This window comes from Pedobacter cryoconitis (assembly GCF_001590605.1).
GTDB classification, from domain to species: domain Bacteria; phylum Bacteroidota; class Bacteroidia; order Sphingobacteriales; family Sphingobacteriaceae; genus Pedobacter; species Pedobacter cryoconitis_A.
Genome location: NZ_CP014504.1, coordinates 384333 through 399989 on the forward strand (window position 1 = coordinate 384333; position 15657 = coordinate 399989).

Sequence of the window (15657 nt, forward strand, 5' to 3'; positions counted from 1 at the left end):
GTTTTAAATTGTTTCCTGTAATTCAGGTTTTGATATTTTAAGGGGTTTAGCTTCTTTAATTGAAGCTGATTGCGCAAGTTTCGTGTTTTTAGTGCCTTTTTTCTTGAATTTACGACCGTACCAGATCAGAAAGCCTGTTATTGGCAGGGAGGCACCAATCAGCGAAGCCAGGAATGCCAGGACTTTACCAGGAAAGCCAAGTATACTGCCTACATGAATGTCATAATTCATTTTACGGATTTTACCGCCTGCTCCTGCATCTGCATAAGAAGAGGAATAGATGTCATCCGATTTCAGTTCTTTTAAGGTATGCTGGTCAAAAGTATAGCCTACGTTGTTGTAAAACTGACCTGCGCTAGGGTATACTGTAATATTTATTGCAGATTTTGCTTCAGAGGTATCAGGGAAACTATAATAGAATCCAATTGATTTCGGGTGTTTAGCTGCGACTTTCTGCCATGCTAAATCCATCGCTTTTTCTGGGGTGTAAAATTTGTTTGCCTGTAAGGAATCAGATTCCAACCGTTTGAATTCGGTTAGTTTTTCTCCTGTAGTGACCCAGTATAAACCTTCGCTGTACCATTGGATACCATAGACCATACCTGTTAGCGCAATAGCGAGCAAAAAGAGCAGGGAGTAAAATCCAAGTACATTATGGATATCAAGATTCAACCTTTTAAAGGAGGCTCCCCATTTAATCTTAAAACTTTTGTCGCGTGTAGATTTATTCCACTTTTTAGGATACCACCAGATCATTCCGGTAATCAGTAACACCACAAATACCATTGTACCATAGTTTACGATTGGTCTTCCGATTTTGTAGGGCATCCATAAAAAACGGTGTCCGTTGAGTATAAACCTGAAGAAGTCAGTTTCTCCTTTTTTACGTTCTACCGCGCTGACTACTTTTCCTGTGTAGGGATTAATCTTTAAGGTCACTCCACCACTTCTGCGTTCTTTAGATTTTGGATCTTTTAGTGCAAGCGTGATTACGCGTCCTTGCTGATACGTGGCATAAGAAGCAGCCAGATTCGGATACAGGTCCTTTGCAACGGTCGTGAGTTGAGCGGGGGTAAGCACGGCTTTATCTTGTTTTTCTACTTTAGTCTCTGGTTCTAATAAAGCTGTAATCTCTTCATTGAATACCCAGATACAGGCCGTAATACAGACAATTAAAACGATAACTCCGGAAACCAGGCCCAGCCAAAGGTGCAGCCACTTATTGATCCTTGTAAAGAGTGAATCCGTTTTCTTCTTTTTTTGCGGGTTTTGCTTAGTTCCGTTAACCATAGCCTGATTTGTTTTGTTATAATTATTAAATCCCAATTTAATAGCTTAATGCTGATATAGCTGTGATTGTTCCGCCTTCTACTTTTAGTCCACGTCTGGCAACAGCTAAGTTGGCGTCAAATACATAGACATAACTGCCTTCACTGGCAGTAGTAATCCCTATATATCCTTTTAACCCATCTTTTGGAGAGTAATTGGTCGTAGTCGTTCTGGTGATGTCGGCAGGGATCCCTGTTACCCACTTAAAGGTTTTGTTAACTACATCTGCTATAGCAAATTTTCCAACAGGTCCGATTGTCGTATTAGGATTGGTGTACATATGTAAAATGAATATACCTTTGCCAACATAAGTCTGAGAAGAAATATGATAGCCTCCGGATTGTTGCTGCACGTTGAAAAAGTAAGTTTTGTCAAATTCTGTTGTTCCTTTATTGATACGCACAACAGCTGATGGGTTCTTGGATATTGGTTGACTATTATTCGTAGCTGAAGCTCCTGAAAAAGCATAAGCATCTCCATTTTCGATTTCAACCAGGCCATTATTGAAGTAAGCACCAATAAAACTGGTGCGGTTGTCTCTGATGATCTTTTCAAGTTTAAGTTCCGGATAAGAATAAACTGCTACCCAGGTACTATCAGGATACGCAGTTCCAAAAGCATCAGGGGCAGCTCCTTTAATGCTCATGTATGGTAAAAATACTTTATCACCCACTTGTGTTGCTCCGTTAAAGTGTGCGCGTTCTCCGTTTCCGGCAAGCTTAACGATGTTGACTTGTTGTTCGCCAACAATCTGATACTGGCGCGCGTCAATACGGAACATACTGGCAAATTCATTTCCTGACCTGGGTACTTTAACCAGGAATACATCGTCTTTGACTGCTGCAGAAACATGTACGGTCTCACTTTGAAAATTAGTAAGCTTAGTTAATTTACCACTGCCATCCAAACGGTAACTGGTTACTGCGCCAGGATTTCCCTGTCCATATAATAAGCTGAAGAATCTGTTTTTATGGGAGATGTAATATCTGTAAGATCCGTCTTGTTCTATTCCGTTACCTTTGGTGGTAATCATACCTTCATCGAGGTTATTTGCTGTTAACAAGTAATCAGCAATACCTGTAGTACCGATTGGTGTCGCAGCGATGATATATTTTGTGGCACCCGTTAATTCTGTGTCTGCATCTTTTACTTCCGAAAAATCCAGTGGCGGATCGCAGGCTGTTAAAAGGCTGACCATACCCAGGGCAAGTAGTTGAAGTATATTTTTGTGTTTCATTTTCAATTTTTTTATGGGGATTATCTGTTATTGCTGATAAAATATCTCACTTTGGCATAAAATGCTCTTCCTGGTTTTTGAAGGGAGAAGTTGTCGTATACTCTGTTGTCAGTTAGGTTTTTACATTCCAATGCAATGTTGTATTTACCATTTCCAAGGGTGTATACAACGTTTACATCTTGCATCCACTGTCTTGGAATATCATATTTTGTATCTGATGTACCTTGGCTTGGCCATGACAAATAATAGGCGTGAACGTATAAAACATTATAACCTAAGGTCAGGGTATTATCTTTTTTACCTACATGATTAAAGAAGAGTGAAGCATCAGCATTACCAAATAAGTAAGGCATGTTCGGGATTCTGTCTCTGTATAAAGGACTTTCCATAGTTTGTCCCTGCTCATACTTTGTATTGTTGCGCAAATTCTGATAAGTCATGTTAACACCTGTAGTAAACAGATTTTTAAATGAATATCTGATTTCTCCCTCTACACCAAGATTAGTTACGTCAGCTACGTTACTCATCACTTGCTTGGTTTGGTTTTGATTTAACATGGGACGAATAAAGTCCTTCGCATTTCTGTACAATACACTTCCGTCAAAACTAAATTTGTGTATTTGATTGAGCTGTGCCTGATAACCTAATCCCAGATTATAATTATGGCTGTATTCTGGTTTCAGTTCAATGTTCCCATCAAGATTCAGCAAATCACCAAAGAGTTCATCGTTTTCTGGTAGTCTGTAACTTTTCTCATAAGAAGCTTTAAGTTGAAGTGTTGGTTTCAGGAAATAAGTGGATGCAATACCATAACCAAGCTTATTGAAACTGTTTTTTTGATCCTGATAAGCTACATCACCCCAGTTGCCGCTTGGGTTATAACTCACTGAATATTTATTCTGCTGAGAAAAATACTTGGTAAACACAGAAGTGTTCCATTTTTCTGAAGCACTGTATTTATAACCAAAGCCTAAGACATTTTTTGTGTTTTTACGCGGCTGTTCGTATTTGTCACTTTCTGGAAAAAGTTCGTCAGAACCTTTTCTGTTAAAAGAGTTAAAGACATTGTTTAAGGCAAATGAATGCTGGTCACTCAGGGTGTAAGTAAGGTTTACAGCACCCATACCGTTGTTGTTTTTGAATTTGTACAGGGAGCGCTCACGTTCACTTCCCAGACCTTCATATTGTTTGTATTCCTGGAACCAGTTGTAACGACGGTATACTGTATCGATGTTTTGTTCTTGTCCAAGATTGAAGTTTCCATTAATTCTCAGGTCAAGTCCATCGACAAATAAGTTTTTCTTGGTATACAACACATTGGGCATTACGATATTGCCTTTTCTGTGCCAATCACCAAAAACACTGACCATACGGGCACCTGTTTGAATCTCTGCATAGTTCTGGCCTACAGTAACTCCAAATAATAGTTGATCTGCATAAGATTTATTAACTACGCCAGCGCTGGCGATAATGGTTTCGTTATGATAAGTATCATGGAATCTTTTTACTTTTTGATTCCTGAAATACTTTCCTGAAAAAGCAGCAACGTCTGTGGTTACTGTATAATTATTGTCTGAGTAATTCTGGAAGGCGTTCAGTTGAAATTTAAATCCGGAAGCAGTAGTATATCCAGTATTGATAGAGGTTTTATGGGTATTGAATGAGCCATACGAATAAGATACATCTGCATAGCTTTTCATATCATTCGCTGTAACAATGTTAATTGCTCCGCCTAATGCATCTGAACCTAACCAAACCGGAACTACACCTTTATATACTTCTACACGCTGGGCAAGATTGATTGGGATATTATTGATCTGGAATGATGAACCGAAGTTATCCATAGGTACACCATCGAGAAAAAACTTAACCTGTCTGCCGGAAAAACCATTTAGCGAAAATTCCATCCTGGAACCAACACCGCCGGCTTCACGTACTCTTACGCCTGAAACCCTGTCTAAAGCATGGGAAATATCAAGTGTAGAATTGTGTAGTTTTTTAGCATCTATAGAGGTTACGTTAAAGGCTTGCCTGTTTGCTTCCTGATTTGCTGTCCGGCCGATAACTGAAACTTCTGAAAGATTGTTCTCATCTGCTTGCAGGGTAAATTGTGATTTTTTGGCATTAGCTAACGGAAGATTGATTTTAATGGTTTGTTCTGTATAACCAATATGTCTGATCCGTATTTTATAGGTGCCTGGTGACAGGTCTTTGAAGTTGAATTCTCCAAGAGAGTTGGTTACTGCTGATTTATTAATTTCGATTGCTGTTACTCCCGCACCTTCAAGTGGCTGACCGTTAGTGTCTTTTACTGTTCCTTCAAAGCTATGCTTTTGTTGTGCGATGGCATTAAAGCAGCTGAATGTGAGTAAGAGTAAAATAAAAAAAGCAAAAGGTTGTTTGGTAAAAATTTGCATGTGTTATTTCTTTTGTGTTTATTTAGACTTGTTATTAACAATAGGCAAAAATAACGTATTCGAACTACGAGTTTTGCAGCAAAGTGTACGGAATCAGCAGTGGGAATGGTAGAAGTTTATATTAAAAAAGGAGAAGAGGTATTGATCGAATCAGTCAGTATCATTAAGCGTGAGTATGTTTCTGTGCATAAAGCAACAGTGAGATCAATAGATTCAGGTACTTTGTTGTTTCTTCCAGACACTACTTTTGATACTAATTTTGCAACTACTTTACCTGTTGAGCTTTCTGGTCATCAGTTATATAAAATCGGATATGATCTTCAGAAAGTTTTAAATGAGCTGACTAGCCGCGGCTCTGGTAAATACACTAATTTTTATACCAAGCTTAAAATCTGCGAGATTATTGTAATGGTTATTGAAGCGCAGGAAGAGGCAGCGGGGCCTGTTCACAAATGGAGTAAAAAGGATATTGCCAGTTTTGAAATGGTTTCCAGGATAATCAGTCAGAATCTCTCGAGGAATATTTCTATTGCAGGTTTAGCTGAGAAAGCTGGGATGAACCGTACCAAACTTCAGGCGGGTTTTAAAGAGATTATGGGGCAAACGATTAATAGTTATGCTTCTGAGCTTAAGATGCAAAAGGCGAAAACATTGCTACTCAATAAACCTGGATATAGTTTGAAACAAATTGCGGCGGTAGTAGGCTATAGCTGCGGCAATCATTTTTCTGCTGCGTTTAAGAAAAAATTCAGTTTTTCTCCTTCCTATTTTAAAAATACAACGAATCTGGTGTTCTCTGTATGGTTGTGGGATTTTATGTTGCTTTAGACAGGGCATAAAAAAAGAGCTTGTTTAAAAACAAACTCTTTTCGTCTATATTTTATAAGGCTTATTCGTAGTTGAATTGCCCTTTTTCACTGGTAATGGTTACTTGTTTATGCGTAGATTCTTCTACGCGACCGATAATTTGTGCGTCGATATTAAAACTTTCAGAGATAGCTATAATATCATCAGCGATTTCCTGAGGTACATATATTTCCATACGGTGACCCATATTAAATACTTTGTACATCTCTTTCCAGGCTGTACCTGATTGTTCCTGAATCAATTCAAAAAGTGGAGGAACAGTGAATAGGTTATCTTTAATTACATGAATGTTATCATTGATAAAGTGGAGCACTTTAGTTTGTGCACCACCACTGCAGTGTACTAATCCATGGATCTGGTTTCTGTGTTTCTCTAATACTTTTTTGATAACCGGGGCATAGGTACGGGTAGGAGAGAGTACCAGTTTTCCAATAGTGATCTCTGTGTTTTCATCGATACGGATTTTATCAGTTAGATTTTTACCGCCGGAGAAAACCAGGTCGTAAGGTACTGCCGGATCAAAGCTTTCAGGATAGCTGTCTGCTACTGATTTATCAAATACATCATGACGTGCAGAAGTTAAGCCATTAGAGCCCATACCACCATTATATTCAGTTTCATAGGTTGCCTGACCTGAGGAAGATAGTCCAACAATAACATCTCCGTTTTGAATGTTGTGATTACTGATCACTTCATCACGCTTGATGCGGCAGGTGACAGTTGAGTCTACAATGATAGTACGTACCAGGTCACCTACATCGGCAGTTTCACCACCTGTAGAATAAATGGAAATACCCATTTCCCGCAGTTCAGCGAGGATTTCTTCTGTTCCGTTGATAATAGCAGCGATAACTTCTCCTGTAATCAGGTTTTTGTTTCTGCCAATTGTTGAGGAGAGTAAAATATGATCTGTAGCGCCTACACAGATTAAATCATCAAGGTTCATAATGATTGCATCTTGTGCGATGCCTTTCCATACAGAAATATCACCGGTTTCTTTCCAGTATACGTAGGCTAAAGAGGATTTAGTACCTGCACCATCAGCGTGCATAATATTACAGAAAGCATCGTCATTACCTAAAATATCAGGTATGATTTTACAAAATGCTTGTGGGAAAATACCCTTGTCTATGTTTTTGATGGCTTGATGCACATCTTCTTTCGAAGCCGAAACGCCACGCTGGTTGTACCTGTTATCACTCATATTGCTGCAAAGATAGATAAACGTCCGAATGTAGACGATTCAAACAAAAAAAAATAACCTCTGCATTTTATTGCAGAGGTTATATCAATAAATTAATGGAATTCTATTTTAAAAATAGCAACTCTCTGAATTTTGGTAATGGCCAAACACTGTCGTCTACAATTTGCTCTAATTTGTCAATGTTGTAACGGATAGTATCAAAATGAGATTTAACTTTCTCATCATAAGCGATGGCTTTTTCTCTCGAATCTTCAATGGTATTGGCAACTTTACGTGCTTCTAACATCGCATCAATTGTAGTTTTTACGATTGACAAGTGATCAGATAATTTGTTGATGATTGCTAATGGTGCAACCAATGCTTCTTTTGGTAAGCCTAATTCTTTAATGCTTTTCGCATTTTCTAATAAGGTATTCTGATAAGAGATACAAGCAGGAATAATCATGGTATTCGCAACTTCACCCATTACTCTGGCTTCAATCTGTAATTTTTTGTAATAACTTTCTAAAAGAATGTCATGACGTGCATGCAATTCACGTTTAGTGAAAATATTTGCTCTTTCAAATAATTCAGTTGATTTCTCAGAGATATAAGCATCTAATGCTAATGGCGTAGTTTTGATATTTGCTAATCCACGTTTAGCTGCTTCATCTTCCCAGTCCTGGCTGTAACCATTTCCTTCGAAACGAATATCTTTTGATTCTTTGATGTATTTTTTGATAACTGTTAAAAGAGCAATATCTTTTTTCTCGCCTTTTTTGATCAGTTTATCTACTTCAACTTTAAATTTAACCAGCTGATCTGCCATGATAGAGTTCAGAACTGTCATCGGTGCTGATGAGTTTGCTGAAGATCCTACGGCACGTAATTCAAATTTATTACCTGTAAAGGCAAATGGTGAAGTACGGTTACGGTCGGTATTGTCTAATAAGATTTGTGGAATTTTAGGAATACCTAACCACAATGCGTTATCTTCCTTGATTTTTTTGCTGATACGTGAGTGTTCGATTTCATCTAATACTTCGTTCAATTGCTGACCTAAGAAAATAGAAATGATTGCCGGTGGTGCTTCGTTAGCGCCTAAACGGTGATCATTACTTACTGAAGCGATACTTGCTCTTAGTAAATCTGCGTGTTCGTGCACTGCTTTGATTGTATTCACAAAGAAAGCAAGGAACATCAGGTTATTTTTAGGCGTTTTACCTGGGGCTAACAGGTTTTTACCTGTATTTGTAATTAATGACCAGTTGTTATGTTTACCTGAACCGTTGATACCTGCATATGGTTTCTCATGTAATAATACTTTGAAGTTATGGCGGCGTGCAACTTTTTCCATCAGATCCATCAATAATTGATTGTGATCGATAGCCAGGTTGATTTCTTCGTATAATGGTGCACATTCGAATTGCAATGGTGCAACCTCGTTGTGACGGGTTTTTAAAGGAATACCTAATTTGAAGGCTTCATTTTCAAAATCAACCATGAAAGTGAATACACGCTCAGGGATTGATCCGAAATAATGATCGTCTAATTGTTGTCCTTTAGCGGACATATGACCAAATAAAGTACGGCCTGTTAAAGCTAAATCCGGACGTGCGTTAAATAAAGCAAGGTCAACCAGGAAGTATTCCTGCTCAATACCTAAAGAAGCTGTTACTTTGTCAATTCCTTTATCGAAATATTGACAAACATCAACTGCTGCTTTGTCTAATGCGTTTAATGCTTTTAATAAAGGAGCTTTATAATCTAATGCTTCACCTGTATAAGCTACGAATACAGTTGGAATACATAAGGTCTTTCCTGCTTTACTTTCCATAATGAAAGCTGGAGAAGAAGGATCCCATGCAGTATAACCTCTGGCTTCAAAAGTATTTCTGATACCACCATTCGGGAAACTTGATGCATCTGGTTCTTGTTGTACTAAAGCACTGCCTGCAAATTTTTCTACCGGACCATCAATCGTAGGTTCGAAAAAAGAGTCATGTTTTTCAGCTGTAGAGCCTGTTAATGGTTGAAACCAGTGCGTATAGTGTGTAACTCCTTTAGACATCGCCCAATGTTTCATCGCTGTAGCGATCTGATTGGCATCATCCTGATTAATTAATTCACCCTGATCGATTGCTGAGATAAGTTTTTCATAGACTTCTTTAGATAAGAAATCTTTCATTTTCTTTTTATCGAACACGTTTGAGCCAAAAAACTCAGAAATTTTGGTTGATGGAGCCTTAACTTCTGGTGAAACTCTGGTTTGTGCTTCTTTTAATGCGTTTGTCCTTAAGCTTTTCATTAGTTTCTTTAAAATTTGATCAAAAATATAATTTTTATAATTAATTATTGAATAATTCTGACTAAAAAATCAATTATCAATATGTTAAATAATGTTATCTGTGATATTTTGGTCCGTTTAATAAAGGTTTCGCCTCTTTAATCTTGCTTTTTCGGCTTTAATGCTCGTTTACGCATGAATTGCTTTTTTTATTAAATGGATGTTATTTTTCGGAATTTAGTCATTTCTATCCTTATAATTTGAAGATAATCTTGTTTTTATGTTAAATTTCTACTCAAACCTTTATAATTTTTACATTTGATCAGAATTTAAAACAAGAAAAGAGCTTATGTTCAAAAGAATTCATCACGTTGCTATAATTTGTACTGATTATACGGTTAGTAAAAATTTCTATGTTAATATATTAGGTTTAACAGTTGTTCAGGAGGTCTATAGAGAGGAACGTAATTCTTATAAATTGGATTTGTCTGTAAACGGGCTTTATCAGCTGGAATTGTTCTCTTTTGAAAATCCTCCTGAAAGGCCTTCCAGGCCAGAGGCTGCGGGGCTGAGGCATTTAGCTTTTGAAGTTGATGATGTTAAGGCTGTTGCGGCTGCGCTGAATGCTAAAGGGGTAGAAACCGAAGCGTTGAGAATTGATGAGTATACGGGTAAGAAGTTTACTTTCTTTACTGATCCTGATGGTTTACCGCTGGAGATTTATCAAAGCTAAATGGGGAGTGTTTTCAGATTTAAACAGTTTGAAGTAGATCAGGCTGGTTGTGCGATGAAAATAAATACGGATGGTGTTATTTTAGGAGCTGTAGCGGAGCATCTGGATCCTGTAAACATTTTAGATATAGGTACTGGAACTGGAGTCATTGCATTGATGATGGCGCAGCGTTTCCCTTCTGCCTGTGTAAATGCAGTTGAAATTGATGAGTCTGCTGCGCTGGCGTCATCAAAAAATTGTTTGAATTCTCCATTTGCTGACAGAATGAGTGTGTTTTATTCTTCCTTTGAAGATTTTACGACCACGCTGAAGTATTCGCTGATTGTTTCCAATCCTCCATATTTTGTAAATGATTTGAAGAATCCTGAAAAGAGAAAGGAGATTGCCAGACATGCAGATGAGGATTTTTTTGACTTGTTATTGAAGAAGGCTGCGGGAATGCTAACTGAGGATGGGTTACTTTGGTTAATTCTTCCGGTGAAACAGGCAGCGTCTGTTGTGGTGAATGCAGTACTTCAAAAACTTTTTCCTTCAAAGATCGTTCATGTGTATTCGGATCAGACTAAGGCTTCTTTCAGACAGATTATTTGTCTTGGTTTTTCTGACAGGCCGCCTTTGGAAGAACATTTATATATATATGAAGGATTGAATTTATATACGGATCAGTATAAATATCTGCTCAGCGATTTTTTACTGGCCTTTTAAGATGTTTTTAATAAATTTTAACGAATTCTAAATGACAAAGATTGGATTAATTTCAGATACACATGGTTACCTGGATGATGCGGTTTATAAGCACTTTGACGAATGTGATGAAATCTGGCATGCGGGAGATTTTGGGCCTGATGTTGCGGAAAAGTTAAAAGCGTTCAAACCGCTAAAAGGAGTGTACGGAAATATTGATGATAAGGAGATCAGAGCGGAGTTTCCAGAGCATCTGCGTTTTAACTGTGAAAATGTAGATGTCTGGATGACTCATATTGGCGGATATCCTGGAAAATACGCTCCAAATATAAAGGGTGAAATATACACTAACCCACCAAAGCTTTTCATTACTGGCCACTCTCATATCTTAAAAGTAATGTTCGATCCTAAAATTAGCTGTTTGCATATAAACCCGGGTGCAGCGGGTAAATCGGGCTGGCATAAAGTTAAAACTTTAATTCGTTTTTGTATTTCGGAAGAAAAAATCCATACCTTAGAGGCCATAGAAATAGGTAATAGGTAACGTATAAAATACACTAAGTATATATGTCGGGTATAAAAACATTAGGACAATTCATTATTGAGAAACAGGCTGATTTCTCTTACGCAAAAGGAGAGCTCTCCAGATTATTGAGAGATATAGGAATCGCTGCAAAAATTGTTAACCGCGAGGTAAATAAAGCAGGATTAGTAGATATTCTCGGGGATGCAGGAACGGTAAATATCCAGGGGGAGGGGCAGAAAAAGTTAGATGTTTTTGCAAATACCCAGTTTATTTCTGCACTGACCAGCGGAGGAGAGTGCTGTATTGTTGCAACTGAGGAGGAAGATGATTTTGTCCCTATTGATTCTCCAGTCTCTAAAAATGCAAAATATATTGTTTGTATCGATCCTCTGGATGGTTCTTCAAATATTGATGTCAATGTAGCTGTTGGAACTATCTTTTCTATTTACCGCAGAAAATCTGTGGAAGGAATGGCAACTTTAGCTGATGTGCTTCAAAAAGGTACAGAGCAGGTAGCAGCAGGTTATGTGATCTATGGTTCTTCAACGATGCTGGTTTATACTACTGGTAAGGGAGTGAATGGTTTCACACTTGATCCTTCTATCGGTGAGTTCTGTTTATCTCATCCGAATATGAAAGTGCCTAAAGATGGCAGTATTTATTCGATCAATGAAGGGAATTATGTGCATTTCCCTATGGGGGTAAAGCAGTATCTTAAATATGCACAGGTTCATGATGAAGCAACTAACAGGCCTTACACTTCAAGGTATATTGGTTCTATGGTTGCTGATATTCACCGTAATTTAATTAAGGGGGGTATTTATATTTATCCAACTACAGCAAGTTCTCCAAATGGAAAGCTGAGGTTGTTGTATGAGTGTAATCCAATGGCATTTATTATAGAGCAGGCTGGTGGTACCGCTTCTGATGGTTTCAGAAGGATTTTAGAAATACAGCCTGAGGAATTACACCAGAGATCATCTATTTTTATCGGTTCGGAGAAAATGGTAAAGATGGCTGAAGAGTTGATGGCCACTTATGCGGTAACTGATTCGAAAGTTAAAACTGCTTAGTTTATTGTTATAGCTAATATATGCCGGACAGATCTTCTGTCCGGCTTTTTTGTTATAGTAAGGTCGCTCTGTTTTTTTCTGCTTCAAATTCTGTATCGATTTGCTGTGCTGCTCTGTCTTTGGAAGCTGCAACGGCTAATACATCGCATCTTTCGTTTTCAGGATGATCGTTGTGCCCTTTGATCCAGATAAATTTGATGTCGTGTAATTTATGTACTGCCAGGTAACGAATCCAGAGATCTTTATTCTTTTTATCCTTGAATCCTTTTTTGACCCAGCCAAATACCCATTTTTTTTCTACGGAATCTACAACGTATTTAGAGTCCGAGTAAATGGTAACCTGCGCGCCTGGTTGTTTGATGGCATTGAGGCCTTCGATAACGGCGAGCAGTTCCATCCTGTTATTGGTCGTCATGCGGAAGCCTCCGCTTAATTCTTTATAATGACTACCTGAGCGTAATATTACGCCATATCCTCCTGGCCCTGGATTTCCGCTTGCTGCACCGTCCGTATAAATTTCAATCATTATGCTTGTGTAATTACTATAAACAGGGGTATTTGTTTAATTCGTGTGGGGCTAAATTACAAAAGAAAATGTAAATGGAGGTAAGCGCAGCTTGTTTAAGAAGGTTCTGTGGAAAGAATAGTGGCGGGCATATTTTATTGTTGCCAAAAATTGAATTCAAAAAAAAAGCAGTCTCTAAAGACTGCTTTTATACTGATTTTATAATGGGTGGAATATGGGGCTCGAACCCACGACCCTCGGTACCACAAACCGATGCTCTAACCAACTGAGCTAAAACCACCGTGTTTTTCAGTTTGACAAAAGTACGAATTATAATAACGTTAGCAAATTATTCCGAACTAAAATCTGAATTATTTTTTAAACTATTCATAGACAGTATTTTAAATTTTAATAAAATTTTAAAATATATGTTGGATTTGAGGCCGTGAGGATAGATAAATGACATTGTCAAGAATTTTCAAGCGTTCGGCATAACGTTTCTTATGGCAGATAGCGGAGATCCGGAAGTTTTTCAGGTTACCTTCAGAAAAATAAATGGCTATTATCATAGTGTAAAAGGTACAATTAACATCATTGTATCATAAATACTTAAAAAGTGTTAAAATTTTCTTTTTGTTAGAAAAGAATATTACATTTGAGCTTACCCTTTCGAGGGTATGTTTTTCATAGGTAGATGTAGGGCCGGAAATTTATTTTCGGCCCTTTTTTGTTTCTACAGGTTCTGTATCTTTACCACCTCTATGAAGAAGAAGAAAATCATCGTCGCGATCACCGGAGCCAGCGGTTCTGTCTATGCTAAACTCTTATTGAATAATTTGCTGCAGTTGGCTGACCAGATCGAAGCGGTAGGTGTAGTGATGTCTGACAACGCAAAAGAGGTTTGGCGTTTTGAATTGGGAAATAGTGATTACGAACAGTATCCTTTTACCTTTTATTCAAAAATGGATTTTAATGCTCCTTTTGCTTCCGGATCTGCAAAATTTGATACGATGATTATTATTCCTTGTTCTATGGGGACTTTAGGAAGAATTGCCCATGGCATCTCTAATGATTTAATTTCAAGAGCTGCTGATGTTATCTTAAAAGAACGCAGGAAACTAATTGCTGTAGTAAGAGATACGCCTTTTAGTCTGATTCATATCAATAATATGAAAACGGTGACTGAAGCAGGTGGTATTATCTGTCCGGCCAGTCCATCTTATTATAGTATTCCAACCACTATTGAGGAAGCAGCACAAACTGTCGTGAGCAGAGTCATAGACCTTGCAGGGTTGGAGCAGGATAGTTACAGGTGGAACGAAAACCAGTAAATTAGTATAAAGATAAGCTGCTTGCATAATTTGACAATGAACAAATGTTGGGGTTATACAAACATTAATCTAAAAACTTATCTTTGCAGCTCAAATGAAAGCTGATATATTCAGCATTATACAATAATGTATAATACTTATTAGCCTCATAACAATATATTTCAATGAAGAAAGTAGCATTTTATACACTGGGTTGCAAGTTAAACTTTTCGGAAACTTCAACTATCGGACGTCTTTTTACTGATGCAGGTTATGCTGTTGTAGATTTTACTGACGCCGCCGATGTATATGTAATCAATACCTGCTCTGTAACTGAGCATGCGGATAAAAAGTGCCGTAAGGTAGTGAAGGAAGCTCTTAAATATGCACCCAATGCTTATATTACTATTGTTGGTTGTTATGCGCAGTTGAAGCCTGTTGAAATTGCTGAAATTGAAGGTGTGGACATGGTATTGGGCGCGGCCGAGAAATTCCGTATTGTAGAATATATCTCAGACCTGACCAAATTACCAAAAGCCGTTATTCATCAGCAAAATATTGAAAAAGTTAATCATAATTTTATAGCTGCCTATTCTATTGGGGACAGAACACGTACTTTCCTGAAAGTTCAGGATGGCTGTGATTATCCTTGTACTTATTGTACAATTCCGCTTGCAAGAGGTGGCAGCAGAAGTGATACTATAGAAAATGTAGTTAATCGTGCCCGGCAAATTGCGGAAAGTGGTGTAAAAGAAATCGTACTGACTGGTGTAAACCTTGGTGATTTTGGTATCCGTGACGGAAAGCGTGAGGATAAGTTTTTTGATTTGGTGAAAGCTTTGGACGAGGTTGAAGGGATTGAAAGAATCCGGATCTCTTCTATTGAACCTAATTTATTAAGCAATGAAATTATCAGCTTTGTAGCTGCTTCTAAAAGATTTGTGCCCCATTTCCATATTCCATTACAATCGGGTTCTGATAAGATCCTGGGACTAATGAAAAGACGTTACCGCAGAGATTTATACACGGAACGTGTAGCAACAATTAAAGCATTAATTCCTGATTGCTGTATCGGAGTAGACGTCATTGTTGGTTTCCCGGGAGAAACTAAAGAAGACTTCTTAGATACTTACCAGTTCCTGAATGAACTTGATATTTCTTACCTGCATGTTTTTACGTATTCGGAGCGTGAACAGACTGAAGCTGCTGAAATGACTGGTGCTGTTGCCGGAAGTACACGTGCTGACCGAAGTAAAATGCTGCATATTTTATCTGATAAAAAACGCAGGGCTTTTTACCAGTCGCAAATAGGAACTGTTGGAGAAGTTTTATTTGAAGACGATCAGAAAAATGGTTTCATGCATGGTTTTACCAAGAATTATGTGAAGGTGAAAGCTAAATATGACCCTGTAATGGTTAATGAAATTAAAATGGTTAAACTAATGGAATTAACTGCTGATGGTGAGGTAGAAGTTATGGAAACTGAACAAGTTTTAGCACATTAAT

General features: G+C 37.8%; 13 protein-coding genes and 1 tRNA gene. 7 read left to right on the forward strand and 7 right to left on the reverse strand.

The window, feature by feature from the left end:
- Positions 1-3: 3 nt before the first annotated feature.
- The 3 genes from AY601_RS01730 to AY601_RS01740 are packed head-to-tail and all read right to left on the reverse strand — an operon-like array spanning position 4 to position 4983.
- Positions 4-1290, reverse strand: a complete 1287-nt coding sequence (locus tag AY601_RS01730) for a PepSY-associated TM helix domain-containing protein (protein ID WP_068407028.1) — start codon at positions 1288-1290, stop codon at positions 4-6.
- 37 nt (positions 1291-1327) lie between these two features.
- On the reverse strand, positions 1328-2566 hold the full coding sequence (locus tag AY601_RS01735) for a DUF4374 domain-containing protein (protein WP_068395571.1): 1239 nt from the start codon (positions 2564-2566) through the stop codon (positions 1328-1330).
- 20 nt (positions 2567-2586) lie between these two features.
- Positions 2587-4983, reverse strand: a complete 2397-nt coding sequence (locus AY601_RS01740) for a TonB-dependent receptor (RefSeq protein ID WP_084359019.1) — start codon at positions 4981-4983, stop codon at positions 2587-2589.
- A 105-nt stretch (positions 4984-5088) separates the two neighbouring features.
- Between AY601_RS01740 and AY601_RS01745 the strand changes: the two genes are divergently transcribed.
- Entirely contained in the window at positions 5089-5811 is a 723-nt protein-coding gene (locus AY601_RS01745) for an AraC family transcriptional regulator (protein ID WP_068395574.1), read from the forward strand.
- A 61-nt stretch (positions 5812-5872) separates the two neighbouring features.
- On the opposite strand, the gene AY601_RS01750 is transcribed toward AY601_RS01745, so the two are convergent.
- Positions 5873-7054, reverse strand: a complete 1182-nt coding sequence (locus tag AY601_RS01750) for an AIR synthase related protein (protein WP_068395577.1) — start codon at positions 7052-7054, stop codon at positions 5873-5875.
- Positions 7055-7157: 103 nt separating this feature from the next.
- On the reverse strand, positions 7158-9341 hold the full coding sequence (locus AY601_RS01755; protein ID WP_068395579.1) for a glutamine synthetase III: 2184 nt from the start codon (positions 9339-9341) through the stop codon (positions 7158-7160).
- Positions 9342-9669: 328 nt separating this feature from the next.
- On the opposite strand from AY601_RS01755, the gene AY601_RS01760 reads away from it, so the two are divergent.
- From AY601_RS01760 to fbp, 4 genes are read left to right on the forward strand one after another with little or no spacing between them, the layout of a single operon-like run.
- Positions 9670-10053, forward strand: a complete 384-nt coding sequence (locus AY601_RS01760; RefSeq protein WP_068395581.1) for a VOC family protein — start codon at positions 9670-9672, stop codon at positions 10051-10053.
- Entirely contained in the window at positions 10054-10758 is a 705-nt protein-coding gene (locus AY601_RS01765; protein ID WP_068395583.1) for a tRNA1(Val) (adenine(37)-N6)-methyltransferase, read from the forward strand. It abuts the gene before it with no gap.
- A gap of 31 nt (positions 10759-10789) precedes the next feature.
- Complete coding sequence (locus AY601_RS01770; protein ID WP_068395585.1) at positions 10790-11281, forward strand: metallophosphoesterase family protein; 492 nt, start codon at positions 10790-10792, stop codon at positions 11279-11281.
- A gap of 23 nt (positions 11282-11304) precedes the next feature.
- Positions 11305-12336, forward strand: coding sequence for a class 1 fructose-bisphosphatase (gene fbp, locus AY601_RS01775; protein ID WP_068395587.1), 1032 nt, complete (start codon positions 11305-11307; stop codon positions 12334-12336).
- A 52-nt stretch (positions 12337-12388) separates the two neighbouring features.
- Here the strand turns inward: fbp and rnhA are convergent, their stop codons facing one another.
- Positions 12389-12862 carry a ribonuclease HI gene (gene rnhA / locus AY601_RS01780; protein WP_068395589.1) on the reverse strand — a complete coding sequence of 158 codons (474 nt, stop codon included), beginning with the start codon at positions 12860-12862 and terminating at the stop codon, positions 12389-12391.
- A gap of 205 nt (positions 12863-13067) precedes the next feature.
- Positions 13068-13143: transfer RNA gene (locus AY601_RS01785), tRNA-His, on the reverse strand.
- A 459-nt stretch (positions 13144-13602) separates the two neighbouring features.
- Here AY601_RS01785 and AY601_RS01790 point away from each other — a divergent pair.
- Both AY601_RS01790 and mtaB read left to right on the forward strand, forming a co-directional pair.
- Positions 13603-14172, forward strand: a complete 570-nt coding sequence (locus AY601_RS01790; protein ID WP_068395591.1) for a UbiX family flavin prenyltransferase — start codon at positions 13603-13605, stop codon at positions 14170-14172.
- A 164-nt stretch (positions 14173-14336) separates the two neighbouring features.
- Positions 14337-15656 (forward strand): tRNA (N(6)-L-threonylcarbamoyladenosine(37)-C(2))-methylthiotransferase MtaB, encoded by a 1320-nt coding sequence (gene mtaB / locus AY601_RS01795; RefSeq protein WP_068395593.1) that lies wholly within the window; start codon positions 14337-14339, stop codon positions 15654-15656.
- The last annotated feature ends 1 nt before the right edge of the window (position 15657 follow it).